This window comes from Helicobacter sp. MIT 00-7814 (assembly GCF_003364115.1).
In the GTDB taxonomy this organism is placed as follows: domain Bacteria; phylum Campylobacterota; class Campylobacteria; order Campylobacterales; family Helicobacteraceae; genus Helicobacter_F.
The window spans coordinates 42,902-67,872 of sequence record NZ_NXLL01000011.1; the positions used below are offsets into that span (position 1 = coordinate 42,902).

Here is a 24,971-nt window from a genome sequence, read left to right on the forward strand (position 1 = left end):
TCCCTTAATTTTTTTCTATTTAAATAACCTCATTTTAAATTACCAAAACTCGCTATTTAACTAAAATCTGCGCAAAGCGCCGTTTTCCAACCTGTAAGATATATTCTCCGGGTTGTAATTTTAAATTTTCATCGCTTATTTTTTGCTTATTTAGCTTGAGCGCGCCTGCTTTGATCTCGCGCCTTGCTTGAGAAGTAGAAGCGCACAATCCACAATCTAGCGCGATTTTGCAAATCCACTCATCTTTGCCAAAGCTAAAACTCTGTATATCACTTGGAATCTCATTTTTGGTAAATACGCTGTCAAATTCCTCTTTTGCCTTTAGCGCATCTTGCTGGCTGTGGTATTTTGCGGTAAGCTCTAGGGCGAGATTTTCTTTTGCGGTTTTTGGGTGGAAAGCCCCAGATTCCACGCGCGCTTTTAAATCTTGCAATTCTTGCAAACTAATATCTGAAAGCAATTCATAATACCGCCACATAAGCTCATCTGAAATGCTTAGAATCTTCGCATACATCGCGTTTGGAGATTCTGTAATACCGATATAATTATTAAGCGATTTACTCATTTTATGCACGCCATCTAATCCTTCTAAAAGTGGCATGGTAAGCACGCTCTGCTCTTTTTCTAGCCCATAAGCACGCTGCAAAGTGCGCCCCACAAGCAAATTAAACTTCTGATCATTCCCACCTAGCTCAATATCACAATTGAGCGCGACAGAATCATAACCCTGCAAAAGTGGATAAAGAAACTCAATAATTGAAATTGGCTGATTGTTTTTGTAGCGTTTTGTGAAATCATCGCGCTCTAGCATTCTTGCCACAGAAAATTTTGAGCTAAGATTGACAAGCCCGCTCGCGCCTAGTGGCTCAATCCACGCGGAATTAAAGCAAACCTCCGTATGTGCAGAATCTAAAATCTTAAAAACCTGTTCTTTATAAGTGCGCGCATTTTCTTGCACCTGCTCTTTGCTTAGAGGCTTTCTTGTCTCGCTTTTCCCGCTAGGATCGCCAATTGTCGCGGTAAAATCACCGATAAGAAACTTCACATCTCCGCCAAAGCGCTGAAAAGTCGCAAGTTTTTGCAAAAGCACAGAATGCCCTAAGTGCAAATCTGGCGCAGTCGGATCAAAGCCAGCCTTGATAATAAAGCGCTTGTTTTCTTTCAAAAAGCGTGCCACCAAAAACGCGATATATTCCTCCCCGATAAATTCCGCGCTCCCGCGCTTAATCTCACTCATCGCAGTTTTTAGATTCTCCAACTGCGTGGAATCTAGGCTATTGATATATTCTTGCATTTTTCTCCTTTCACTTAGAATACGCATCTTTGAGCGCGCTAAATTCTACGATGTTGTAATTTTGCTCCAGCGCGTCTTTGAGTGGTTTTGTGTTGCTTGTGTTACTCTCCACCACCACTTCACAAAGCGTGGAAAAAGTGCTGTTGATTCTGTCGTAATTTAGGCGCACAATGCGATAATTGTATTTTTTGATAAGCAATAAAAGCTCGGCAATCGCGCCTCTTTTGTCCTCTAATGCGACGAGAATCTTATAATTGTATTTTTGATTTTCCAGCCACTGCACAAATACCATTTGCGCGCCTTTGTCAATTTCTGCATTTGCTCGATTGCAGAGCTTATGATGGATTGCAATTTTTGCGCCGTTTTTGATCCCTAAAATCTCATCGCCATATTTTGGGTGACAGCAATAATCAAAAATCGCTTCGCTAATTGAAAAATTACTAAACGCCATAATATTATCAAGCTTGATTTGGCGCACCTTAAAGCGATTTGGCTTGAAAATATTTAAAAAGCCTTTTTGGGTTTCATAAAATTCTTTAATATAATTTTTCACATTGCGAAAAAAGCTCCTATCGCGCATAATTTTATACACTTCAGAATCTAGATTCCCTCTTTTTAGGTATTCCTCTACTTGCTGTGGCGTTTTTTCAAACATTGTCGCAAGGATATTTATCGCGCTTTTTTTGTCAATCTCTTTTATGCGTTGCTGGCATTGTAATTTGAGATGATTTTTTGCTTTTGAAGTTTTGAGTGCATCGATATAGCTACACTTTGGCTTTACTTCCTCATCGCTTTCAGCGGTGATGATACGCACGATATCGCTATTTTTGAGCGGCTGTAAAAGAGAGGCTTTTTGATGATTGACAAAGGCGCTTTTTGCGCGACTACCAATATCTGTGTGAATAGCATAGGCAAAATCCAGCACCACCGCGCCAAGTGGCAAGCTGTAAGTATCGCCCTTTGGCGAAAAAACGATGATATCTTCTTTGTAGAGATCATTTTTTGCAAGCTCGTAAAATTCCTCAATCGAGTTATTTTGGTATTGCAAATTATTTACCCAGCTTAAATTTGGCTCTCTGCCCCCACTTTTGTATTTCCAATGCGCGGCGATTCCATATTGCGCGGATTTATGCATATCAATGGTGCGGATTTGCACTTCAAAAATGCTTGATTTATCAAAAATCGTTGTGTGGATTGTTTGGTAGCCATTTTCCTTAGGGATAGCGATATAATCTTTTAAGCGCGAAACTACGGGCTTAAGGTTTAAATGCAAGATTCCAAGCACTTTGTAGCAGTCAAGCGGTTCTTTTAAGATAATGCGCACTGCGAGCAAATCAAGTATTTCATCGATTTCTACGCCCTTTCTTTGCATTTTGAGATAAATTGAATAATTGCGCTTTATGCGATGCTCGATACTAAAATCCTTTTCATTATAGCCATTGCTAAGTAGCAAATGTCGGACGGTATCTATGAAAGAATTAAGCTTCAAACTAATTGCTTGATGATTTTCTTTCATATAATTTTCGATTTTTTCATACTCTTGAGGGAATAGATAATAAAAACTGCGCTCTTCTAACTCGGCTTTGAGTGAAGAAATCCCAAGCCTGTGCGCGATAGGTGCATACACGACAAGCGTTTCTTCGGAGATTCTTATTTGTTTATGATGAGGCAGGGCATCAAGCGTTAGCATATTATGCATTCGATCGCAGATTTTAATCACAAAAGCGCGGATATCTTTGATTGATGCAAGTAGCATTTTGCGAAAAGAAAGCGCGGATGCCACAAGCTTAATGTCAGAATCTTTTGAAGGATTTTTGCTAGATTCAAACTCTTCTTTGCGGATTTCTACGATTTTTGTCAGTGCATCAACCAAATGCGCGCAATCCCAGCCAAACTCCTCGCGCACATCTTCTAAACTGCACTGCGTATCTTCAACCGCATCATGCAAAAGTGCCGCACATAGCATAACCTCATCGCCACCATAAAACGCCACAATGCACGCCACACAAACGGGGTGCACAACATAGGGAATCCCACTTTTGCGAAACTGCCCTTGATGGTAGAAAATCGCTTTGTCGATGGCTTTTTGGATATTTGGGGTGATTTTTGTGAGGGTTTGGAGATTGGTGATAGCATGCTCGACACTATCAATCGCAGCTATTTGTGAAAAAAAATTCACCCTATCTCCCTAAAATTTTAGACAAACAATAGAATCTAAGCAGGCACTAGCGCGCTGGGGCGTCTTGAATTTTTTCAAGAGTGATTTTGCCTTCAGCAATTTCTAGCATTGCGATATCTGCGAGCTTGTCTTTTTTGATATCTTTTTTCACCAAAGGTTCAGCACCTAAGCCAAGCTCTTTGATACGCGCAAAAAGGAGGTTTGAAAGCACATATCTATCATTATCAACTTTTGCAAGTGCGAGTGCAGCGACTTCTTCTGTTCTCATTGTGGTTTCCTTAATAATACCCTTGCATTTTTTGGGTAGAGATTTTTAATAAAAAGCTCGCATTTTACAATAAAAAGTATTTAAGTTTTCTTATACTTAATATCTTAAAGTATCAATCACACTAGAATCCCCTAAAATCGCGATTTTATCATGTTCAAAAAGTGCTACATCTTCACTCATATCAAGATTCCAATCTGTTTGGTTGCTTTGCTTAAGCGCGATAAGCTTTATTTTTTCTGTTTGGTTATTTTCTTGTAAAAATTTTGTGATTTCGCTCGGGGTTTTTCCGATGAGATTGTGGCTGATTTCAATCTTAGCGATTTTTAGGGAATTTGAGATAGGGGTGATTTCAATCTTTGGGTGCGTGATAAAGTTTGCCAACAAATGCTGAGCAGCCTCGCGCTCTGGGTAAATAACCTTGCTCGCACCTAGTTTTGAGAGAATCTTTCCATGCACGGCTGTGATTGCCTTAGCGATGATATTTTTTACCCCGATTTCCTTAAGCGCCATAAGCGTGAGAATGCTAGATTCTATGTTTTCGCCAATGCTTACGATGACAAAATCCAAATTGCTAAAGCCCGCTTCCTTGAGTGCGAGCACATCTGTGGAATCCAAAATAAACACATTGTTTGTAAGCTCGGAAATTTCTTTGAGCGCGATCTCATCTCTATCGGCGATAATCACGCGCTTTTCTTGCTTCAAAAGCCCCGTAGCAATGTGGAACCCAAACTTTCCTAATCCTATCACACCATAACTTTCTGACATAGTATTCCTTAATTTTTTTGTTGATACATTTTAAAAAGTCGCATTGTATAGCAAGATTCTAAAAAATCCAATCTCAATATTTAAAGAATCTAATTTATACAAGCGACACATTTAAATCAGAATCTTTGCTGGCAAGTAGCCGATGTGTGCGCTTTTTTCTTTTATGATCATACTCACACAAAAGGCAAAAATCCCAACTTTCCCGCACAGCATTAAAATTATAATCACACTTTTCCCAAAAGGCGTAAAATGCGCGCTAAGGCTTAGCACACCGCCATCACCCATAGAAAGCCCAACCGTCCCAAAAGCCGAGCAAATCTCAAAAAGCAACGCTAAAAATCCCCTACTCCCGCCATCTTCAAACAAGCATAACGCCATAAGCGCAAGGACAATATAAAGCGCGGACAAAATCACCACCACATAGGCTTTGCTGATGGTTTGTGGCGTAATGGCGCGATTATACACTTTCACCTGCATAGAGCCTCGAAGTGTGTAAAAAATATGCAAGAAAATTATTGCAATAGTTGTCACCTTCACGCCCCCAGCTGTCCCGCCGGGCGCACCACCAATCACCATAAAAATAGAGCTAAAAAATAGCGTAGGATCTTGTAATAAACTTAAATCAAGCGTGTTGAAGCCTGAAGTGCGGTAATTCACCGCGGCAAAATACGAGCTTAGAATCTTATGCCCAAGCGATAAATCGCCAATGCTTTTTGCATTGTGATATTCCAGCAAAAACACCGAGAAAAACGCCACCACAAGCAAAATCGCCGTCATAATAAGCACGATTTTTGAATGCAGTGAAAAGCCACCTTTCCACCCCTTTGCTACCAAATAGCACTCCACCAGCACAAAATACCCAATGCCTCCGATGATGATGAGCGTGGTAATGGTGAGATTTAGCACAACATCATCACGATAAGGCATAAGCCCTTGCGCAAATATCGAGAATCCAGCGTTATTAAAAGCTGATATACTATGAAAAATCCCTTGCCACAGCGCTTGTGTAGGCGAAAAATCAAGCATAAAACGCAAGGTTAAAATTAGCGCCCCACATGCTTCAATGCTTAGCGTGATAAGAAACATACGCTTTAAGAATCCGCCCAAACCATCAGTCGTGGGATAAGCGAGATTTTCTTTCAAAAGCATTGCGTTAGAGTGATTGATATTTTTGCGCAACATAAGATAGAGCGCGCTTCCTAAACTCATATACCCAAAGCCACCAAGCTGGATAAGGCACAAAATCACCAACTGCCCGCCAAAGCTAAAATCCGTGGCATTACTTTTGACAATAAGCCCTGTCACGCTAATGGCAGAAGAAGTAGTAAAAAACGCATCAATAAACGCAAGCTCGCCCCTATGCATTGCAGGTAGCATCAAAAGCCCAGCGCCAAAAAGCGCAATAAGCACATAGCCGATTAACAAAATCCGCGCATTATTTCTATCGATTGGCATATATTAGATTCTATTCCTCATAATTAATGTATCACCTTCGCGGAAGTAAATCCCGCTTCGCCTCCGCTCTCATTACATTTCGCTTTTTGCGCGTGTATTTTACCTTTTTTGGTTAATAAGCTTACAGGTTTCAACAATATTTGATATTTACAGCATTTTTGACTTGTAGGATTAAAAATCATTAAGGTGATACAAACCCAGAATCTTAAAATTTTATAAAATTAAGAATAGATTATAGCGCTTTTAGTGATTAATTTAAAATCAAACTCAACAAAGAAAATCTAGCAATAAAAAATAATAGAATCTAGCGATTTGTGAGGTTACAGAAGTTATAGTAGAGAATCTTAAGAAGTTGCTAGGGCTTAAAAACCCTAGCTTGTAGCAAAATTTATTTTTTGCTTACTAAGTCTTTTAGACCTTTACCTGGTCTGAATTTAGGAACACGCTTCTCTTTTGTAGTGTAAGTTTTGTTTGTGCCAGGTACTTTACCTGTTTTTGCTTTTTGCACAGCAGTTTCAAATTTACCAAAACCTACCAACTCAACGCTTTCTTTTTTAGAAAGTGCTTTGCTTACAGCTTCAGTGAAAGCATTTACTGCTCTTTCAGCATCTTTTTTGGTTTCAAACTTGCCTGCAGTTTTTACCAATTCTACGAAATCAGCTTTGTTCATAACAAACTCCTCGAATGAAATTTTAAAGGCGCGCACATTCTAATAACTTTTTTCTACAAAGTCAAGCATTTAGGCATATTTTGGGCTCAAAAGACAATTTTTATCATTTACAAAGCCCTATTTTAAACAATTATGTGAAAATTTTTCACTCGCCATAGGCACATTTTGGGTTACTGAAAGTCTTTGAGCAAAAGCTTTACACCCTAAAATATATTTGACATTTTAGAAACTTAAGATAGAATCCCTCGTTTTATAACTCGCAAAATCTTAAATCTTAAGGACATACAATGGCAATAGATGAAAGACGGCAGAAGGCTATTGATCTCGCGCTCAAGCAGATTGATAAGGCTTTTGGCAAAGGTGCGCTTGTGCGCTTGGGCGATAAACAGGTAGAAAAAATCGATGCAATCTCCACAGGCTCGCTTGGGCTTGATATGGCGCTAGGCATTGGTGGCGTGCCAAAAGGGCGCATTATTGAAATTTATGGACCAGAATCTAGCGGTAAAACCACGCTTGCTTTGCAGATTGTCGCGGAATGCCAAAAAAATGGTGGTATCGCGGCATTTATCGATGCTGAACATGCGCTAGATGTGTATTATGCGAAAAATCTTGGTGTGGATACAGAAAATCTCCTCGTCTCTCAACCAGATAATGGCGAGCAAGCACTTGAAATCCTAGAAACGCTCACAAGAAGCGGTGCGGTGGATTTAATCGTTATAGATTCTGTGGCGGCACTCACGCCACGCGCGGAAATTGAAGGTGATATGGGCGATCAGCATGTGGGCTTGCAGGCGCGCCTTATGAGCCATGCATTGCGCAAGATTACGGGGATTTTGCATAAAATGAACGCCACGCTAATTTTCATCAACCAAATCCGTATGAAAATCGGCACTATGGGTTATGGTAGCCCAGAAACCACCACAGGTGGGAATGCGCTTAAATTTTATGCAAGTGTGCGGATTGATATCCGCCGCATAGCGACTTTGAAGCAAAATGATCAAAATATCGGTAACCGCGCCAAAGCAAAGGTTGTCAAAAACAAAGTCGCACCGCCATTTAGAGAGGCGGAATTTGATATTATGTTTGGCGAAGGGATAAGCAAAGAGGGCGAAATCATCGATTATGGAATCAAACTTGATATCGTTGATAAAAGTGGCGCGTGGCTTTCTTATAAAGATGTCAAATTAGGGCAAGGTAGGGAAAATGCGAAAATTTTCTTGCGCGAAAATCAAAATATCGCACAAGAAATCACCGCAAAAATCAAAGAGCAAATCGGCACAAAAGATGAGATTTTACCGCTGCCTGATGAGCCACAAGATGAAATGCAATAAATAAAGGAGTTTAAAAATGGTGCATATTAGTAAGATTTATTCACAAGAAGTAATGGATTCTCGTGGGAATCCAACGGTAAAGGCAATCGTGCTTTTAAGCGATGGCACAAAAGCAAGCGCAATCGTCCCAAGTGGCGCAAGCACAGGCAAAAGAGAAGCGCTAGAATTGCGCGATGGGGACAAAAACCGCTTTTTGGGCAAAGGTGTGCTAAAAGCATGTGAAAATATCGACTTAAGCATAAGCGAAGCGCTTGTTGGCGCTAGCCCATTTGATCAAGGGCTTATTGATGTCACGCTAAGAGATTTAGACGGAACAGAAAACTACTCAAAACTCGGCGCAAACGCGACTTTGGGCGTTTCAATGGCGATTGCTAGAGCTGCGGCAAAAAGTCAAAATATCCCTTTGTATCGCTATTTGGGCGGGGCAAATGCGATTGTATTACCTGTGCCTATGCTAAATATCATCAATGGTGGCTCGCATGCCGAAAACACCGTGGATTTTCAAGAATATATGATTATGCCGCTTGGCTTTGAGAGCTTTAGTGAATCTCTGCGGGCAAGCGCGGAAGTGTATCAGAATCTTAAAAAAATCCTAAGCGAGCAAAAGCATATCACAAGTATCGGCGATGAAGGGGGCTTTGCGCCAAATCTTAAAAGCAACACAGAGCCAATTGAAGTGATTTTACAAGCGATTGAAAAGGCTGGCTATAAGCCCGGTAGCGATATTGCCATCGCGCTTGATGTGGCAAGTAGCGAGCTAGTGGAAGATTCCGGAATGTATAATCTCGCGGGTGAAGGGCGCAAGCTAAGCAGTGAAGAGCTTGTAGAATATTATGTGCAAATGGTGGAAAAATATCCTATCGTTTCAATCGAAGATGGCTTGAGTGAAGATGATTGGGAAGGTTGGAAGATCCTCACACAAAAGCTAGGAGGCAAGATTCAGCTTGTGGGCGATGATTTATTTGTGACAAATAAAAAGATCCTCGCGCAAGGGATTGAGCAAAATATCGCAAATGCAGTGCTTATCAAGCCAAATCAAATAGGCACGGTTACGCAGACGATGGATTGTGTGCGTTTAGCACAGCGCAATGCGTATCGTTGCATTATGAGTCATAGAAGTGGGGAGAGCGAGGATTCTTTCATCGCGGATTTTGCCATCGCGCTAAATACAGGCGAGATTAAGACAGGCTCGACTGCTAGAAGTGAACGCATAGCTAAATATAACCGCTTGCTTGAGATTGAAACAGAGATTTCAAATAGCGAGTATTTGGGCGCGAAACTTTTCAAAAAATAAGAATCTTTTATGCAACTTTTTGACACACCTTCAAAATTTCGGCGGTGGTTTGAAACTAACCGCTATTTTTTGGTGGCATTTTTCATCGTGCTTGGGCTTTTTGGCTATGGCGTGGTGCTACTTTTTGGCGATATTTCCTTGCGAAGTTTATTAAAGCTCAAATACCAGCAAAATGCGCTCATTGAAGAAGTGGATTCTCTACAGAAGCAAAATGCAAAGATTCAAAAAGAAATTTTTGAGCTTAGAGGGCTAGAGCCTTAAAAATTTTAGCAATTTATAAGGAGGAAGGGGCTTTGAAGGTTTCTCAAACTTTTAATGTTTATCTAAATTATTTAAAAGTAGGCGTTGTTTTTTTTGCTTTTTTGAGCTTTTTTGCAAGCCTCCTTCACGCGCGCACTAATCCTTTCGAGCCAGAAATAACGCCAAAAGAGGGAATCCACAGCCACAAAGAGCTAAAAAATGAGATTCTAAAAAATATCGATGTTGAGTTGCCCTCCACCGCGCGCATTGTGAAAAAAGTCAGTATCACTTATCAAAATATCGATGGGACGGAAAGTGTAAAGGAAATCGAGATTGAAAAAAGTATCGATTGGCACTATCCCTTGCGCCTTTCACAAAATGCCATAGGCGCGCAATATACAAGCGAAAATCGCTTCAGTCTTGGGGCGTTTGAGTTTAATTTTAATGAAAATTCCCTTTTCATCGCTACAAAGCGCAAGAATCTGCGCCATTTTCTTTTGCCTACGCCTTCGCGCATAGTGCTTGATTTTGATGATTTGGACAAGGCGCTAAATGAGAATCTCGCAGTGGATAAAAAATATTTTAAAAGCATTGCGCTTACAAGCCACGATGATTTCTACCGCATCACTTTAGAGCTTGATGGGCAGTATGACTATGACTTGCAGGCGCAAAATGATGGCTATTTGCTCCGCTTAAAATAATCGCGCTAGATTCTTATTTTATTCAAACTGCTTGACTAGATTTGTCACTTCATTGATATCTAGCCTCACGCCACCATTGTCAGAATCTGGATCAAAGCGCGTCTCTGTATGCGCCACATTCTCTCCATCATCTCTGCGCTTGTTTTCAAAGCGCGTGAAGCGTTTGTTAAACTGCACATACACAGATTTCGTCTCACCATTGCGGTTTTTTGCCACGATGATTTCAGCAGGCTCGATTTCTTTTTCTTGGTATTCAGGCTTAAATTCCTTTTCCTTGCCCTCTTTTTTCAAGCGCGCGAGGCGTTGCTTATCATCGTGCTTTTGATACACATCATCGCGATACAAGAAAAGTATCATATCCGCATCTTGCTCAATCGCGCCAGAATCCCGCAAGTCTGAAAGTATCGGGCGCTTATCATCGCGGGAATCTAAGCTCCTGCTAAGCTGGGAAAGCGCGATAATTGGGATTTCTAGCTCACGCGCAAGTGTCTTTAGCCCGCGTGAAATATCGCTTACTTCCACCTGCCTGCCTTGATTTCTATCGCCTATCATAAGTTGCAAATAATCCACAATCGCAATGCCGACATTTGGATTATGGCGCTTTAATCGGCGCAGTTTGGAGCGCAGCTGCGCGATATTTAGCATACTGCCATCATCGATAAAAAGATCTTTTTGACTAAGAGAATCCGCAGAAATGCTTAAATTTTCCCATTCCTTATCGCTCAAATCGCCCCTACGCAAGGACTGCAAAGGAATAGAAGCAAGCGCGCTTAGCATTCTTAGCATGAGCTGTTCGGAAGGCATCTCAAGGCTAAAAATCGCCACGCCATTATCAGAGTTCAAAATACTTTGCGCGATATTTAGCACAAGTGCAGTTTTCCCCATTGATGGGCGCGCACCGATGATGATGAGATCGCCTTTGTTAAAACCTGTTGTAATCATATTTAAATCATGGAATCCTGTTGTAAGCCCGGTTAGCACTTGGTTTCCGCGCGCTTTAAGATTCTCTAAATGCTCTAGCGTTTTTACCACGACTTCATGCGAAGTTTGAAAATTACTGCGCGTGACATTTTCAAGCGAGATTTCGCTAATCCTACGCTCGATTAAGTCCATAATTTCTTGAGATTTTTCCGCGCTTTCCAGCGATTTTTCACGCAAAATATTTGCCAACTCGCGCAAATCACGCTTGATTGAGGCTTCTTTAATCTCTCTTACATACGCCTCGATATTTGCAATCGGATTAATGCTCGCAATTTCTATAAGCTCATTTTCATTGATTTTCCCAGCGGAGCGCTGCAGCAAAATTTCAGAATCTAGCGGTAACTCAAGCTTTTCACATTCTTGCATAAGCTCAAAAAGCAATTGATGGCTTTTAAGCGAAAAATCGCGCGCTTTTAGCACGCTTGCGATATCTTCAAAATTGCTAGGCGCAAAAATAATCGATGAAAGCACCGCCTTTTCAATTTGTATAAGGGTGTTTTGGTTTTGCATTTATGTCCCTACTTACGCTATGTGCGCAAATGCCTTGTTAAAAACATTGCAAAATACAGCACAATCATTAAGAGAACGCTTCCTAACAAAAGCGAGTAATTCTCAATTTTTAAGATTCCAAGGAGCGCGAGATAGAGCGCACACAAGGCACCGCCAACAAGCAGAGCAAATTTCTTATCGCGCAAAATCCCATAGGCATAAAGTGCCGTTGGCACGACGACAGAAAGCATCGCAATAAGATACGCGCTAACAAAGCCAATTTGCTCGGACAACGAAAGCAACAGCATATAAAACGCCACAAGTGTCGCGCCTATGATGAAATATTGCAAAATATGTAGTCTCTTTTGCAAGCCAACATCACAGATAAAAAATAGCGCCAAAGTCAGCGCGATAAAGAGGATTCCATACTTTATAGAACGCTCAATCAAGCGGTATTCTGTCACAGAATCTAGCAATCTCACTTCTAAGCTTTTTGTTGCTTCAAGATTATCTGTGTATTCAGGGCTTCTTATACTCCACTGCGCGCTAAAGCCGTCTTTTTTCTCAATACTATCAGGCAAGATTCCATCAAATGAGGGATCTTCCCAAGTGGAATACATCGTAATATGCTCATTTTTCGCTGTTGGGGTAAAGCTAAAATCCTGCGAACCTTTAAAAGAAAGGTGAAAAGTAATTTCTTTATTCAGCAAAAAAGCTTCATTTATCGAAATGCTTTCATCAGCGAAAAACGCTGTCAGCGGGATATTCATATACTTGTAATCCATACTAAAATTTAGCGGTTTGTCATTTTTGTCATAAACGCTTAGACTTGTATTGCTAACGACTTTCAAACGCAGATATGCCCTATCCCAGTCAAACTCCGCCCTCTTTTCTCTCTTTTGCAGTTCTTTAAGTTCATCGCTCTTAAATTTAAGCTTAAATTCCGCATCGCCCTGATACACCACAGCGCGGTAGATTCCGCGAGATTTCACTTGTGGTTTTAGGCGTATTTCCACTTCAGAATCTAGCGCGTTAAAAAAGCTATGCACTTCATCGCCGCTCTTTACGCCCGGCACTGCAAGCAATGGCGTTGAAAGACTTTTCGTCATACCATAAGAGTTGCTAATTTCCTCAACCACGGAATTATAATTGTGTTTGCGCGCGTTTAAATTGTCATAAATAAGCGCTAGCGGCAGCAAAGAAATGACAAAAAACGCAAGCAAAATAAAGGCTTTTTTTGTATTTGATTTCATAGTTAGATTCCTTTTTATGCGAGATTTTCGCGGGATTGTAAGCGCGCATTATACAATGATGATTTTTTGCTTCCCCTTAAAGTTTTTCGTGATTTTTTGCGGATTATTTTGCGAAGAAAAAAGTAAGTAAAAAAAAGAAATTTTGCAGAATCTTGGGCGTGGCGTAAGCCGAGTTCTGTCGTGGGTGGTTATTTATCTAGGGGACAAATCACTTTGCCCCTCATGCAAAGGACTTTAAATTTTAAGACTTCCAACCTGCCCTTCTTGCTACGGATTGGGTTTGCATGGCACTTGATATTGCTAAAAAGTCGGTGGGCTCTTACCCCACCTTTTCACCCTTGCTTAAAAAGCGGTTTTTTTCTGTTGCACTTTCCCTTGACTTGCGCCAGCCATTTGTTAAATGGAATCCTCGTCTTAATGTAGCTCGGACTTTCCTCTTGCGCTTTTTTGTTTGCAAAAAACACGCAAGCAACCACCTGCCACACCCAAGGGCGCAATTATAACAAATTTTACATAATCTCTACGCAAAGCTCTTGCTTGGAATCCGCATTTTTGGCTTTTTTCGCGCTGATTTTTACCTTCCCACCGCGTCTAAGTTTGCCAAAAAGAATCTCCTCGCTCAAAGGCTGCTTGACTTGAGAATCAATAAGGCGCTTAATCTCGCGCGCGCCCAAATCATTATCCACGCTCCTTGTAGCAAGGAAATCTAGCGCGCTAGTTTGTGGCAAAAGTGTGATTTTTTTCTCACTTAGCTGGGCGTTTAAATCATCTAGGAATTTTTTTGCAATAAGCTTATATTCCTTCACACCAAGCGCGCTAAAATGCACCACGCCATCAAGGCGTGAGCGAAACTCTGGCGAGAAAAGATTTTTTATCGCGCCCTCACTCTTGCCCTTATTGTCCATATTAAAGCCTAGCGTATTGCTTTCCTTGCTCCCAGCATTACTCGTCATAATGACAATGACATTTTTAAAATCCGCGCGATTGCCCGCATTATCCGTCAAACTCGCAGAATCTAGCACCTGCAAAAGGACATTATAAATATCGCTGTGCGCCTTTTCGATTTCATCGAGCAAAAGCACACAGTAAGGATTCTTACGGATACTATCCACAAGCAACCCGCCTTGCTCAAAGCCCACATATCCCGCCGGCGCGCCAATAAGCCTTGAGATAGAATGCGCCTCCATATATTCACTCATGTCAAATTTCACAAACGCAACGCCTAAGATTCTCGCTAGCTCTTGACTTAGCTCCGTTTTCCCAACTCCACTAGGACCGGCAAAAACAAAGCTCCCAATGGGCTTATTCACCTCGCCTAAGCCAGCCTTGTTTTTCAAAATCGCGCGCACAACCTCATCGATTGCCTTATCTTGCGAGAAAATGCGCTCTTTTAGCTTTTTATCCAAATTTTTTAGCACCTTGCTTTCATCTTGATTGACTTGAGATTTTGGGATATGCACGCTTTTTGAGATGATAGATTCAATATCCCTTAGCCCAATTGTTGGGATTACGCCAAGTGCGGCATCTTTTTTTTGAGAATCTTGCATTTTTATCTTATGATACGCGCCACTTTCATCGAGCAAATCAATCGCCTTGTCCGGCAAAAATCTATCGCTTATGTAGCGGTGGGAAAGATCCACGCAGGCTTTGATAGCAGATTCCAAATAGCGCACATTGTGGAATTTCTCATAAATGGGCGCAAGCGCTTTTAGAATCTTGTAGCAATCCTCCACGCTTGGCTCTTTGACCTCAACCTTTGAAAATCTCCGCAAAAGCGCCTTGTCCTTATCAAAAGTCTGTTTAAACTCATTAAATGTGCTCGCGCCAATACAACGCAAACTTCCGCTTGCAAGCGCAGGTTTTAGAAGATTTGAAGCATCAAGCCCACTATTACTCGTAGCACCCGCACCTACAATTGTGTGAATCTCATCGATAAAAACAATGCTATTTGGGATAGATTCAAGCTCGCTAAGCGCGCCTTTTAAGCGCTTTTCAAAATCGCCCCGATACTTGCTCCCTGACACCATCGCAGCCAAATCAAGCGCGAAAACCTGCGCATCATGCAAAGCCGTAGGCACGCGCTTATTTGCAATCTCAAGCGCGAGCCCTTCGGCAATAGCAGTTTTCCCCACGCCAGATTCTCCGATAAGCACGGGATTATTTTTCTTACGCCGACATAGAATTTCACTCAAGCGCAAAATCTCCTCACTGCGCCCGATTATTGGATCAATCTTGCCTTCTTTGGCGGCTTTTGTGAGATTTTTTGCAAATTGCGCAAGGTAGCTTTCATTACTTTTTCTCGCAGCCTCTGCGCCATCGCGCGCACCTCTAGCGCGCTGTTCCTCCTCGATAAGTTGCGCAGTGACAATAAATCTATCAATGCCTTGAGATTCTAAAACTTTCGCCGCGTAGCTCTCGCGCTCCTCCAACACCGCAGCTAGGAAATCGCCCACTTCAGCCTGCCTATTTCCCTGCGCCTCGACATGCGCCACCATAGAAGTAAAAATGCGCTCTAACGCCGGCGTGTGCTCTGGGCGGGAATTGAGATTTTGCAAACTTGGAAGGTATTTTGTCAAATAGCGATAGATATATTCTCCCATTTGCGCAACATTGCCACCGCATTTTTCAAGCAACTCCTCGCCCTCTTGATTGCGCAACAGCGCGAAAAACACATGCTCAGTTGTAAGGATATTATGTCGCATATCCCTAGCGATATTTATCGCCTCCGCGATTACTTGTGCGAAATTATTACTTGCCATTTTTAAACCTTTTAAAATATTTTTTAAATCATTGTAAAAAATTTTGGCTAATCACTGCCATAAAATATTGTATTTTTCTTTGGTAAATTAGTATTTTTGGTTAGTAAGATTCTATAGATTTCTCCGCTAGTTAATCGCCCAAACTTATGAAAATCTACACCTCGCGTGTTTCTATACGCAGTGGGTGTCCTTCTTTGCGAGCGCGCTCCCGCGTGAGTTTGACTTTGAGCTCAGCGATATCATAGGGGTAGATTCCACACACGCCCAAGCCCTCTTCATGTATGCGTAACATAATATTTTTTGCGTCATTAAAGTTTTTGTCAAAAATTTTTACCAAAATATCCACGACAAATTCCATCGTCGTCCAATTATCATTTAAAATTATCACTTCGCATAATTTAGGCTCTTCCAAAAGCAGGTCTGTAGCGCTTTCTGTATTGCTTCGTGGCATTAAACTCCTTTAAATTTTTAGGGCATATTCTACCAAACTTTTTTATTGAATGAGAAAGAATCTCACGCCTTTTTTAGCTCAATTTTGCGCTCGCAACGCTCAATCGTATTAAGCCTATGCGCAATAACAAGCAAAGTCTTATTCTGCGCAACATCATAGATTTGATCCATTATCTTTGCTTCAGTTTGGGAATCTAGCGCGCTGGTGGCTTCATCTAACACCAAAATTTCAGGATCATCATAAATTGCGCGTGCAATGCCGATGCGCTGTTTTTGCCCGCCACTTAGCAAGATCCCGCCTTCGCCCACGCGTGTGTAGATTCCATCGTGTTCGTTGAGAAAATCAAGGATATTTGCCTTTTTACACGCTTCTATCACGCGCGCTTTGTCCATCACACTGCCAAAGGCGACATTCTCCGCCACGCTCCCATCAAAAAGATAGATAGTTTGTGGGATATAGCCGATTTTCTTGCGCCATGAGCGTAGGTTGTGGTTGTTTATCTCAACATTATCAACGAGAATCTTGCCCTCTTTTGGCTTGTAGATTCCGATGATTAAATCAACAAGCGTGCTCTTCCCCGCGCCACTTGGTCCGCAAAATGCGATCTTATCGCCCTTAGAGATTGTAAGGTTGAAATTTTCAATAATTGGCTTATTAGCATCATAATAAAAGCTAATGTTTTTTAGCTCGATTTTTTCTTTAAACTCGCATGGGCGGGAATCCTCTGGGTCTGTGTGGTAGAGTAAGTCATCATAGACTGCAGAAACAGATTTTGAGAGATATGCCATTTGTCCATAAAATGTCAAGATTCTATTTACAGAAGGCAAGATTCTATACAATGCCAGCGCATACATTGAGATAATTGGCAACACGCGATCAAAATCCTTGTAATACAGCAAAATATACGCCACGCAACCAACCAAAAGCCCAAAGCCTAGAGATTCTAGCAAATAGCGCGGTGTGGGTTGAGAGGTGGAAAAAAAGATTTGTGAATTTGTGAGATTCCTACTTGCATCATCAAATTCTTTGCAAACTTCTTCTTGATTGCCTTTAAGCTTGATAATCTTAAAATTCCCAAAGGTTTTGGTGATGATTTCATTAAATTTCGCCTGCATTTGCAATCTTGCAGCGCCAACTTTTTTTAGCTTCCCGCCTAAAATTGTCATAATCAAAAAAACCTGCACGCTTAGCACCACACTTAGCACGAGCGTCATTTTCCAGCTCGTCAAAAGTAGCAAAATATACATAATGATAATAGTGAAAAACTCGGCAAAAATTTGCAAGAAATACTGCATATAAAAAGAAGTGTTGAGCGCTTCATTTGCGATTGTAGAGCGGATTTTATCAGTTTTACGCTTGACAAAATCTGTGTAATTTAGCTCGACTGCTTTATTAAAGAGTCTGTAGGCAAAGTAGTGAAACTTGCGAAAAGAAAAGCGCGCCAAACAATAGGTGTAAAAAATGCTATACAGCGCGCGGAAAATATAAAACCCCACAAGCGCTTCGCAAAAAAAGAGCATAAAACTAAAGGTATTCTCAAAAGCGAAAAACTCATAAATCGCCTTGGAATAGGGATTTGCAAAGATAAGTTCTGGCTTAGAAGCAAAGGTAATAAAAGGCATGATAATGCTAATGCTCGCCGTCTCAATGACAGAAAAAGCAAGCGTGCCGATAAACAAAAAGGACAAAATAATCTTATCTCGGCGCGTAAGGAGCGCGCGGAGCTTGTTAATGGTGGCAAGCGTGCTTGTGGCTTGCTTGCGCTTTTTCAAAACCCTTTTGCGTTTTTTTGAAAAGCTCATAATTGTGTCCTTTTATTTTGTTAATTATTTTCTAGTGCATAGCGTTTGAAAAGCTCGCCACGCTCTTTGTAAGAGCTAAATTGATCTAAGCTTGCAGCAGCTGGGCTTAAAAGCGCGACAGAATCTGCTGAATGCAAGGGCTTGATTGTATCAATAGCGGTTTTTAGATTCTCACAATTTTGCGCGTTTAAATTATATACGCGCGCAAGCTCGCAGATTTTTTGCGCATTGCTTCCGATGGCAAAGATTTTGATGCGTGCTATTCCATTAATTGGTATCGTCTCAGCGGGAATAAATCCCGCTTCGCCTCCGCTCCACTGCGTTTCGCGCACATACTCGGCGTTTTTTTGTTGTTGAGATTGCAAGATTCTATCGCGTTGGTTGGTGTTTTGAGATTCTATGTTTAATTGTATCGCCTTCGCGGAATTGGAATCTTCATGTTTAGATTCTATCTTTTGCATAGTAGCAAAAAGTGGCGTTAAATCCGCACCTTTGTCATCGCCACCCAAAATAAGCAAAATTTGAGAATCTTGATAGCGCAAAAGCGCTTGTATCGTCGCATCGACATTTGTGCCCTTGCTATCATCTACCCACAAGCGGTTTTGAGAATCCCTAAACTCCTCAATCCTATGCGCGCCGATTTTGAAGCGATTTAACACCTCAATTTCCCCGCTATCACAAAGCAAACGCGCCACACCAAACGCGATTAGAGAATCTAACAAAAACGGCTCACTAAAACGCAAAGATTCTATCTCCACGCCAAAAGCGCGCGCCAAATCCTTAGAATCCGCATAATAATGCGCCTTGCCTTGATAGTTTTTGCACAGCTTATGCGCGCGCAACTCCTTTGGCAAAATCGCAAAACTTTGAGAATCCATCCGCGCTAAAGGGCTTAATTTATCGCTAATGTAGTCTTCAAAACTCCCATGCCAAGTGATATGATCTTCGCTTAGAGGCAACAGCGCATACACCTTTGGCACGGCGATATGTGTGTAATGCAGGGCAAAAGAGCTTGTTTCTAAAATCCAAATAGGCGCTTTATTCTCATACAGCACGCAAAGTGGCGTGCCGATATTCCCCCCGCTCTGCGCGCCTAAATGCGACAAAAGTGCCGTTGTCATTTGCGTAGTCGTAGTTTTACCATTTGTCCCGCTAATCCACGCGCTTAAGGGCATTTGCGCTTGTGAAAATTTATTTTCTCGCATTAAAAGCGCGTAGAAAAAATCATATTCGCTTAAAAGCGCGCGATTGCTTTGGGCTTGCAAAATAAGGGGATTTTGTGGCGCAATGCCCGGTGAAGTGAGGACAAAAGAATCTAGTTCTTGTAAATTTGGGAGATTAAGAATCTTATGAAAAATTTCGCTTGCGATGGATTCTCGCGTGCTTTGTGGCGTAGAATCTTGCGAGCAAGAATCCTCTGGCATAGGAAGCAGTTCGTTACCAAATGTATCGCTTTGTGCGTGGGTAAATTTCGCATCATAGATTCTTAGCTTTTTACCAAGTGCGTTTAAAAACGCCACAATCGGCTTTGTGGTAACGCCTAGCCCAAGGATTGTAATCATTTCGCGCGCCTTTTTTGTGTTTTTTTGCATTTTTTTACATTGTGAGAATCTAGCGGACTTTGAGCGTCAAAAGCGCGATGATATTTGCTAACAGCGAGATAATCCAAAAGCGCACGATGATTTTATTCTCCGCCCAGCCTTTTTTCTCAAAATGATGATGGATTGGCGCCATAAGGAAAATGCGCTTGTTGCGGTATTTGTAGCTTCCGATTTGAAGCATTACAGAAAGCGTTTCAAACACAAAAACAATACCTATCAAAATAAGTAGCACTTCATTGCTTGAGACAATCGCCATATACGCGATAAATCCGCCAATAGCAAGACTCCCGCTATCGCCCATAAAAACTTCCGCCGGATGGCAGTTATACCACAAAAAGCCAAAAAGCGCGCCGATAAGCGCACAGCTCACCACTACAAGCTCCCCGCTATTTGGCAAGCGCGGATAATACAAATACGAGGAAAGCCCGATATGCCCGCCAATATACACAAACACGCTCAAAGAAATAAGCGCAAAAATGCTCGGCGCGCTCACAAGCCCATCAAGCCCATCAGTGAGATTCACAGCATTTGCGGTAGCGACAAACACAAGCACCCAAAACAAAAGCGCGATAATGGGAATCTTCAGCCCAAAAATATCAAAGCATACAAAAGAATCCATATTAAAAAGTGGCTCTTTCATAAATGGCACATACAATTCGCTTCCCTTGCCAATCTGCACGAGGATAAACGCAAAAACAAGGCTAAAAGCTAAAAGCAACGCCATTTTGACTTTTGCGCTCATTCCGGCATTTGAGCGCGAAGAGATTTTCATATAATCATCTCTCCCGCCAATAAAGCTAAATCCAAGCAGCACGATAAGCCCTAGCAACGCAAAGCCATTGCTTATATCCATACAAAAGAGGCTTGCTACAATCGTGCAAAACACAAACACCATACCGCCCATTGTTGGCGTGTTTTTCTTGCCTTCATGCGGGATAAAGGCAGAAATGGGCTGATTTGCCTTCTTTGCGCGTGCCCATTTGATAAAATAAGGCATAAGCACAAGGCACAAAATGAAAGAAAGAAAAAACGCAACGCCCGCGCGGAAAGTGATATATTGAAACAAATTGATATGTAGCACTGCGTGCAACCAATGTAGCATAGCCACCTCCAAAGATTTAAAGCGCAAAATTTCGATCAAAATTCCAAACAAAAGAGGTGGGATTCTATCGCTAAATTTGTAAAACTTTGCTAAATTTCAAAACTTGCTTTGTGGGTTGAAATTTTTAGCGAAATTGCGGAGGATAAAATGGGTAAAAAAGCGCTACTTGTGATAACTGACGGAATCGGCTTTAGTGAAAAAACCACTTATAACGCCTTTTTTCACGCCAAAAAACCAACTTATGATTATTTGCTAAAAAATGTGCCTTATGCGATGATACACACTTATGGCTTGAGCGTGGGCTTGCCAGAAGAGCAAATGGGGAATTCTGAAGTGGGGCATATGTGTATCGGAAGCGGGCGCGTGCTGTATCAGGATTTGGTGAAAATCTCGCTTGCATTGCAAAATAATGAGCTAGATTCTAATCCGGCGTTCCAAAGTGTGCTTGAAAAAACTCAAACAATCCATCTTTGCGGGCTTTGTAGCGATGGAGGCGTGCATTCCCACCTTTCGCACTTGCTAGGTTTGGCGCGATTATGCGTGAAAAAAGGCAAAAAAGTGCGGCTGCATCTCATCACTGATGGGCGCGATGTATTGCCCCAAAGCGCGCTAAAGTATTTAGAGGAAGTAGAGAATCTTTGCAAAAGTGAGCCAAATGGTAGTGTGGAGGTTGCAACGATTAGCGGGAGATTCTACGCGATGGATAGGGATAAACGCTGGGAGCGCGTGGAGAGGGCATATGATGCGATAATGAGCGCAGAGAATCCCCAAACTTGCACCCCAAAAGAATATATAAACGCGCAGTATGAAAAAGGTATTTTTGATGAGTTTATCGAGCCAGCGAGCTTTGGCGCATATAAAGGAATGCAAGAAAATGATGGCTTTATTTTTGTGAATTTCAGATCAGATAGGGCGAGGGAAATTGTGGAATCTTTGGGGAGTGAAAACTTCGAAGGCTTTGCGCGCAAAAAATTTGTGAAACTTCACATTGCCACAATGTGCGAGTATGACGCTACTTTTACTTTTCCGATTATGTTCCCAAAAGAAAAGATTAAAAACACACTTGCAGAAGTCATCTCAAAGGCAAATATGCGCCAACTTCACACCGCAGAGACGGAGAAATACGCGCATGTGACTTTCTTTTTAAATGGCGGGAAAGAGGAGGAATTCGCGGGCGAAAAGCGCGTGCTTATCCCCTCACCAAAGGTGAAAACTTATGATGAATTGCCCCAAATGAGTGCGCCAGAAGTGGGCGATGTGGTGCTAGGGGCGATGAATGAGGGTTATGAATTTATCGTGGTAAATTTCGCAAATGGCGATATGGTGGGACATACAGGGAATTTTGATGCGGGGATAAAGGCTGTAGAGGCGGTGGATAAGGAATTAGGCAGGATTTTAGAATCCGCGCGCAAGAATGAGTATAGCGTGGTGATTACAAGCGATCATGGCAATTGTGAAGAGATGAAAGACGCGCAGGGTAACACGCTCACAAATCACACCGTGGGCGATGTGTGGTGTTTCGTAGTTGATAAAGATGTGAAAAAAGTGCAAAAAGAAGGCGGGCTTAACAATATCGCTCCTACGATTTTAAAATTGCTAGGCTTGCCAAAACCCAAAGAGATGGACAACGCGCTGTTTTAATTCCTTTTAATTGTATCGTCTGCGCGGAAGTAAATTCCGCTCCGCCTCCGCTTCACTTCGTTCCGCGCGCATACACAACCTTTTTTAATTTTTAAGATTAAAAGATTCTCTAACGCTGTTTGGTGATTTGAGAATCTATTTCCTTTTAATTGTATCGTCTGCGCGGGGAATAAATCCCACTTAAGAATCTTTATAGATTGCTTCGGCTACACCTCGCAATGACAAAACTCTGCCCGTCATTGCGAGGCGACTTTGTCGGTGAAGCAATCTATAACTGCCTGTGATTGTAAGGATTCTATAAAGAACCCTCTCTCTTTTGTCATTGCGAGGATTCTGTAAGAATCCGAAGCAATCCATTTTTTTAAGAAACCCTTACGCTAAGAGTTTCTTTCACTTTGCCTATCGCTTTGGGAATCTTTAGAAGTCAGCCTTGAAGCTTATCCAAAAATTCCTACTTTTTAGAATTCTTTGATAACGATTTTGCGCACTAGCAGTCGCTCCACTACCTATGACAATATAATCTTCAAAATTTACATCAAAGATATTATTTACAGCTAATGTCAATGTATAGCTTTTAAGGAGCTTATAGCTTGCCGCAATATCTACAAGTTGGTAATCCTTGTAAAAATCCCCTACAGTTGTTCGCACATTGTTTCTCCCAGAGCTAGCAATAGTTGGGGTTTGAAAGTTTCCACTCCAGCGAATATATGCGTCAAAATCACCCTTTTTGAAGCTTGGCTTAATCACAAACTTATGTCTAGGTATGGAATTTATAGGATTCTTGGTGCCATCAAGTTGCTTTGTGTATGTAAAACCATAACTCGTATCAAGGCTAACTCCATATATTGGCTTGACCGTCCAGCCAAATTCTGCTCCTGTCATCATCGACCTATCGACATTACGATACGCGTAACATGAGGTTGTATCTTGGCACTCACTATCTGTATAGATATATGTAGAAATTTTATTATTAAAGTCTGTATAAAAACCAGTAAGCGTAAGATAAGAATGCTCAAAGTCTAATATAGCACTAAGTTCATAGCTCACACTTTGTTCGGGCTTTAAGTTTTTGTTTCCTAAATATCCACCTCCTCCTGTTGCGTTTAGACTCCAACCATCATAAAGCGCACTTAATTGTGGGACAAGCACTCCTGTAGCAACACCCGCTTTAAAAGTAAGCCACTCCGTAGGATTAAAATTCACATAAAATCGTGGATTTGGGATAGCATTAAAAATATCAGAGTAGTTGTAGCGCAAGCCCAAAGTCGTAGAAATATAGTTATTGATAAGATACTCACCTTCAGCAAAAACAGCAAACTGATTCATAGCACGCTGAAAGCCAACATTTCTTCTAAGAAGATTTTCATGCAAGTAATAGACTCCGCCATTAAAAATTAGCGCACTATCATTGCTAAAATCATATGTTTGCTTAAAGGTGCTTTGAAACACAATATCTTTGTTATCGTGCAAACTTCCATCCCAATTTACTTTTGCTCCACTTGGTAAAGAACCCACAAATCCCGGTGTTACACTATACGGAGCCCACATTGTTTGGGAATATTGTATATAGCTTGTAAGATTTCCCCAATCATAATCCGCTGTATGGTTAAGCACGGAATTAATTTTATAAAAATTCCGCACTGCCGACCAACCATTCCTTGAAGTGTTAAGCGTCCCGCCAACCGTATTATATATTTCCGCATCAAGATAGATTGTATTATGAGAATCTGGCGTAAAATTAAGTCTTCCGCCAGCATTCCATGAAGTAAAACTCGCTGCGGAATGTGTAGCATAAGGGTTTGTGTGCGTTCCTTGACTAGCATCGTTACCGGCATTATTATATGCATAATCTCTCGCGGATTCAGGCTTCAAAAAGGCATTTTGTCCCCCTGTTTTATAACCAGCTCGTAGATTCAAGCTAAGTTTATTTTTGATTATAGGCGAAGTAACATAACCATTGATTCCATAAATATTACCAAATACATCGCTATGCTGTGGCAATTGCGTCTCTACTTGCACTCCAGCAGTCACTTTATCCGTGTGTTTTTTAGTAATGATATTTATCACGCCACCCATCGCATCACTCCCATAGATGATAGAAGCAGGACCGCGGATAACCTCGATACGCTCAATCATCGAAGGTGGTGGCATAAATGAAGCAAAAACGCCATCAAACCCATTATCAGCAAATCCTTGCGCGACATTCTGACGCTTACCATCAATAAGGATAAGTGTATAAGCCGAGCTAAGCCCACGCATAGTGATTGTATTACCCCCTGTTTTACTAGACTCCACATACACGCCGGGGACATCTTGCACCGCATCGCCTATATCGCGGATAGGACGCGTCAAAATATCCTCTTTATCAACGACACTTATACTCGCTGGCGCGTCCTTAATGTCCTGCGCGTAACCGCTGGCTGTCACTACTGAACGCTGAAGCTTGACTTTATCCATATTTTCCACTTTAGAATCCGTAGATTCTGCGCTGGTGGTATTTGCGCTCGGAGCACTACTTTGGCTCAACTCATCAGCATTTACTAAACTTAGGCTCAACGCCACACTCAAAGGCAGTAAAAACGCACCTTTTGTGCGTAGTTTTGAAAAATGTATCATATTTCAAAAGCTCCTCGTAAATATTTTTTAGAAAATCTAAGAATGATTTTCAGAGCATAATTGTAGTTTTTTTTTTTTT

20 protein-coding genes and 1 other RNA gene are annotated in these 24,971 nt (G+C 41.5%); 5 read left to right on the top strand and 16 right to left on the bottom strand.

Annotation, left to right across the window (positions count from 1 at the left end; all coding sequences use genetic code 11):
* Positions 1 to 52: 52 nt before the first annotated feature.
* From tyrS to CQA49_RS04795, 6 genes are all read right to left on the bottom strand, one after another.
* Positions 53 to 1,294: a tyrosine--tRNA ligase gene (gene tyrS, locus CQA49_RS04770; protein WP_115574827.1), complete on the bottom strand. Its 1,242-nt coding sequence runs from the start codon at positions 1,292 to 1,294 to the stop codon at positions 53 to 55.
* Between the two features lie 10 nt (positions 1,295 to 1,304).
* Complete coding sequence (locus tag CQA49_RS04775; protein WP_115574828.1) at positions 1,305 to 3,473, bottom strand: bifunctional (p)ppGpp synthetase/guanosine-3',5'-bis(diphosphate) 3'-pyrophosphohydrolase; 2,169 nt, start codon at positions 3,471 to 3,473, stop codon at positions 1,305 to 1,307.
* 46 nt (positions 3,474 to 3,519) lie between these two features.
* The gene (locus CQA49_RS04780) at positions 3,520 to 3,741 is read right to left on the bottom strand and encodes a DNA-directed RNA polymerase subunit omega (protein ID WP_115574829.1); all 222 of its coding nucleotides are present in this window, start codon (positions 3,739 to 3,741) and stop codon (positions 3,520 to 3,522) included.
* Between the two features lie 96 nt (positions 3,742 to 3,837).
* Positions 3,838 to 4,506 (bottom strand): TrkA family potassium uptake protein, encoded by a 669-nt coding sequence (locus CQA49_RS04785; RefSeq protein WP_115574830.1) that lies wholly within the window; start codon positions 4,504 to 4,506, stop codon positions 3,838 to 3,840.
* 111 nt (positions 4,507 to 4,617) lie between these two features.
* Positions 4,618 to 5,961: a TrkH family potassium uptake protein gene (locus CQA49_RS04790; RefSeq protein WP_115574831.1), complete on the bottom strand. Its 1,344-nt coding sequence runs from the start codon at positions 5,959 to 5,961 to the stop codon at positions 4,618 to 4,620.
* Positions 5,962 to 6,349: 388 nt separating this feature from the next.
* On the bottom strand, positions 6,350 to 6,631 hold the full coding sequence (locus CQA49_RS04795) for an HU family DNA-binding protein (RefSeq protein WP_115574832.1): 282 nt from the start codon (positions 6,629 to 6,631) through the stop codon (positions 6,350 to 6,352).
* A 287-nt stretch (positions 6,632 to 6,918) separates the two neighbouring features.
* Between CQA49_RS04795 and recA the strand changes: the two genes are divergently transcribed.
* From recA to CQA49_RS04815, 4 genes are read left to right on the top strand one after another with little or no spacing between them, the layout of a single operon-like run.
* Positions 6,919 to 7,962 carry a recombinase RecA gene (gene recA, locus CQA49_RS04800; protein ID WP_115574833.1) on the top strand — a complete coding sequence of 348 codons (1,044 nt, stop codon included), beginning with the start codon at positions 6,919 to 6,921 and terminating at the stop codon, positions 7,960 to 7,962.
* Between the two features lie 16 nt (positions 7,963 to 7,978).
* Positions 7,979 to 9,256: a phosphopyruvate hydratase gene (gene eno, locus CQA49_RS04805; RefSeq protein WP_115574834.1), complete on the top strand. Its 1,278-nt coding sequence runs from the start codon at positions 7,979 to 7,981 to the stop codon at positions 9,254 to 9,256.
* A gap of 9 nt (positions 9,257 to 9,265) precedes the next feature.
* Positions 9,266 to 9,517, top strand: coding sequence for a hypothetical protein (locus tag CQA49_RS04810; protein WP_115574835.1), 252 nt, complete (start codon positions 9,266 to 9,268; stop codon positions 9,515 to 9,517).
* A 32-nt stretch (positions 9,518 to 9,549) separates the two neighbouring features.
* The gene (locus tag CQA49_RS04815) at positions 9,550 to 10,197 is read left to right on the top strand and encodes an AMIN domain-containing protein (protein ID WP_181882606.1); all 648 of its coding nucleotides are present in this window, start codon (positions 9,550 to 9,552) and stop codon (positions 10,195 to 10,197) included.
* Between the two features lie 18 nt (positions 10,198 to 10,215).
* Here the strand turns inward: CQA49_RS04815 and CQA49_RS04820 are convergent, their stop codons facing one another.
* From CQA49_RS04820 to mraY, 8 genes are all read right to left on the bottom strand, one after another.
* Positions 10,216 to 11,688 carry a replicative DNA helicase gene (locus CQA49_RS04820; protein ID WP_115574837.1) on the bottom strand — a complete coding sequence of 491 codons (1,473 nt, stop codon included), beginning with the start codon at positions 11,686 to 11,688 and terminating at the stop codon, positions 10,216 to 10,218.
* A 17-nt stretch (positions 11,689 to 11,705) separates the two neighbouring features.
* Positions 11,706 to 12,920 carry a cell envelope integrity protein CreD gene (gene creD, locus CQA49_RS04825; RefSeq protein WP_115574838.1) on the bottom strand — a complete coding sequence of 405 codons (1,215 nt, stop codon included), beginning with the start codon at positions 12,918 to 12,920 and terminating at the stop codon, positions 11,706 to 11,708.
* A gap of 149 nt (positions 12,921 to 13,069) precedes the next feature.
* Positions 13,070 to 13,408: RNase P RNA component class A (gene rnpB / locus CQA49_RS04830), an RNA gene on the bottom strand.
* Between the two features lie 21 nt (positions 13,409 to 13,429).
* A complete protein-coding gene (locus CQA49_RS04835) occupies positions 13,430 to 15,679 on the bottom strand; it encodes an AAA family ATPase (protein ID WP_115574839.1) in 2,250 nt (749 codons plus the stop codon).
* Between the two features lie 154 nt (positions 15,680 to 15,833).
* Positions 15,834 to 16,130, bottom strand: coding sequence for an ATP-dependent Clp protease adaptor ClpS (locus tag CQA49_RS04840; protein ID WP_115574840.1), 297 nt, complete (start codon positions 16,128 to 16,130; stop codon positions 15,834 to 15,836).
* A 62-nt stretch (positions 16,131 to 16,192) separates the two neighbouring features.
* Positions 16,193 to 17,932 (bottom strand): ABC transporter ATP-binding protein, encoded by a 1,740-nt coding sequence (locus CQA49_RS04845; protein ID WP_115574841.1) that lies wholly within the window; start codon positions 17,930 to 17,932, stop codon positions 16,193 to 16,195.
* 20 nt (positions 17,933 to 17,952) lie between these two features.
* Positions 17,953 to 19,494, bottom strand: a complete 1,542-nt coding sequence (murD, locus tag CQA49_RS04850) for a UDP-N-acetylmuramoyl-L-alanine--D-glutamate ligase (RefSeq protein WP_115574848.1) — start codon at positions 19,492 to 19,494, stop codon at positions 17,953 to 17,955.
* A gap of 49 nt (positions 19,495 to 19,543) precedes the next feature.
* Positions 19,544 to 20,635: a phospho-N-acetylmuramoyl-pentapeptide-transferase gene (mraY, locus tag CQA49_RS04855; protein ID WP_115574849.1), complete on the bottom strand. Its 1,092-nt coding sequence runs from the start codon at positions 20,633 to 20,635 to the stop codon at positions 19,544 to 19,546.
* A gap of 147 nt (positions 20,636 to 20,782) precedes the next feature.
* Between mraY and gpmI the strand changes: the two genes are divergently transcribed.
* On the top strand, positions 20,783 to 22,276 hold the full coding sequence (gpmI, locus tag CQA49_RS04860) for a 2,3-bisphosphoglycerate-independent phosphoglycerate mutase (protein ID WP_115574842.1): 1,494 nt from the start codon (positions 20,783 to 20,785) through the stop codon (positions 22,274 to 22,276).
* 180 nt (positions 22,277 to 22,456) lie between these two features.
* Here gpmI and CQA49_RS10000 read toward each other — a convergent pair whose 3' ends face one another.
* A complete protein-coding gene (locus CQA49_RS10000; RefSeq protein WP_181882607.1) occupies positions 22,457 to 22,633 on the bottom strand; it encodes a hypothetical protein in 177 nt (58 codons plus the stop codon).
* A 60-nt stretch (positions 22,634 to 22,693) separates the two neighbouring features.
* On the bottom strand, positions 22,694 to 24,892 hold the full coding sequence (locus CQA49_RS04865) for a TonB-dependent receptor domain-containing protein (RefSeq protein WP_258864198.1): 2,199 nt from the start codon (positions 24,890 to 24,892) through the stop codon (positions 22,694 to 22,696).
* Positions 24,893 to 24,971: the final 79 nt, after the last annotated feature.